Source organism: Mesorhizobium sp. M7A.F.Ca.CA.002.09.1.1 (genome assembly GCF_003998555.1).
In the GTDB taxonomy this organism is placed as follows: Bacteria; Pseudomonadota; Alphaproteobacteria; order Rhizobiales; family Rhizobiaceae; genus Mesorhizobium; species Mesorhizobium ciceri.
Genome location: NZ_RZRR01001078.1, coordinates 1 through 1638, shown reverse-complemented (window position 1 = coordinate 1638; position 1638 = coordinate 1). Strand labels below are relative to the sequence as shown.

2 protein-coding genes and 1 pseudogene are annotated in these 1638 nt (G+C 62.8%); all 3 read left to right on the top strand.

Features of this window, described 5'->3' with window-relative positions; genetic code table 11:
* A partial coding sequence (locus EN994_RS35730) for a hypothetical protein (RefSeq protein WP_206530535.1) occupies positions 1–182 on the top strand: 182 nt, incomplete at its 5' end.
* A gap of 26 nt (positions 183–208) precedes the next feature.
* A complete protein-coding gene (locus EN994_RS30405) occupies positions 209–1390 on the top strand; it encodes a cystathionine beta-lyase (RefSeq protein WP_013532426.1) in 1182 nt (393 codons plus the stop codon).
* A 40-nt stretch (positions 1391–1430) separates the two neighbouring features.
* Positions 1431–1638 (top strand): annotated as a pseudogene (locus EN994_RS30400) (hypothetical protein); the annotation flags it as partial.

Below are 1638 nucleotides of genomic sequence, written 5' to 3'. Positions count from 1 at the left end.
GCTATGATACATTTTCGTCCATGGTGCTGATTTGCGCCGATGACCCGCCGCACAGGCGGGTTTTTCGTTTTGATATCCTGTCCCCGCATCGCTGTTTTTGCCGCGACGAATTGGCATATTCGAAGTCCATCTCCTGGCGGACGGTGGCTGTTGCACGGTCCATGCCGCCGCACTATGGCTAGCGGCTTGTCAAACAAGGCGACGCAGAATGGCGAAAGACGGCGAGCACTTTAGCGGCGGGATGGGCATCAACACGCGGCTTGCCCATTCGGGCAACAATCCGCACGACTATTTCGGCTTCGTCAATCCGCCGGTGGTGCATGCCTCGACCGTGCTTTTTCGCGACGCGGCGTCAATGGCGGCTCGCACCCAGAAATACACTTACGGCACGCGCGGCACGCCGACGACCGATGCGCTCGCCCACGCCATAGACGCGCTGGAAGGTTCGGCAGGCACGATCCTGGTGCCGTCGGGCCTTGCGGCGGTGACGGTACCGCTGCTCGCCTTCGTGTCGGCCGGCGACCATCTGCTGATCGTCGATACCGTCTATCATCCGACCCGCAACTTCGCCGACACGATGCTGAAGCGGCTGGGCGTCGAGGTCGAGTACTACGCCCCCCATGTCGGCGCCGGCATCGCGGCGTTGATCAAGCCCAACACCAAGGTGGTGTTCACGGAATCACCGGCCTCCAACACCTTCGAGGTGCAGGACATCCCAGCCATCGCCAAGGCGGCGCACGCCGCGGGCGCCATCGTCATGATGGACAATACCTGGGCGACGCCACTGTATTTCCGCCCCCTCGACCACGGTGTCGACATCTCGATCCATGCGGCGACCAAATACCCGGCCGGCCATTCCGACGTGCTGCTTGGCACGGTGTCGGCCAATGAGAGCTGCTGGACGCATCTTTATGAAAGCTTCTGCACGCTTGGCTGCTGCGCCGGGCCCGACGACGTCTACCAGGTGCTGCGCGGCCTGCGCAGCATGGGCGTGCGCCTTGAACACCATCAGCGCAGCACGCTTGCCATCGCCTCCTGGCTCGAAGGCCAGAAGGGCGTGGCGCGCGTGCTCCACCCGGCCCTGCCCAGCCACCCGGACCACGAACTGTGGAAGCGGGACTTCTCCGGATCGAGCGGCATCTTTTCCATCGTGCTTGCCGGCGGCGGACAAAAGCAGCAGCACGCCTTTCTCGACGCGCTGCAAATCTTCGGCCTCGGCTATTCCTGGGGCGGCTATGAGAGCCTTGCCGTGCCGGTCTGGCTCGGCGACCGCGTTGTCGCGAAGGCCCCCTATGAGGGTCCATTGATCCGCCTGCAGATCGGCCTCGAGGACGTCGACGACCTGAAGGCCGACATTTCGCGCGGCCTGACCGCGGCGGCGGCTGCGTAGCGGAATTCTATTCCCTCAAATTGCAGTTTCCCGGATCAGTTTGGCTTTCAAATTCAACGATGCCGCGTCATTGCGGTGCGATCAGCACATTTTCGACTTCCCCTGGAATATCGGCAGAGTTTTCGACCCCATGGCTTTCCGCCTTTTTGTTCCCATTCTTGCCGGCGCGACGCTGCGCGAGCGTCTCGTCGCCTGTATCGGCGCGACGATCGGCATTGCACTCACCGGTGTGATCGCCAGCCTTGTGC

Bases quoted from the DNA above. Each gene is read 5' to 3' on its own strand.
- EN994_RS30405 (WP_013532426.1), top strand. From the start codon at position 209: ATGGCGAAAGACGGCGAGCACTTTAGCGGCGGGATGGGCATCAACACG.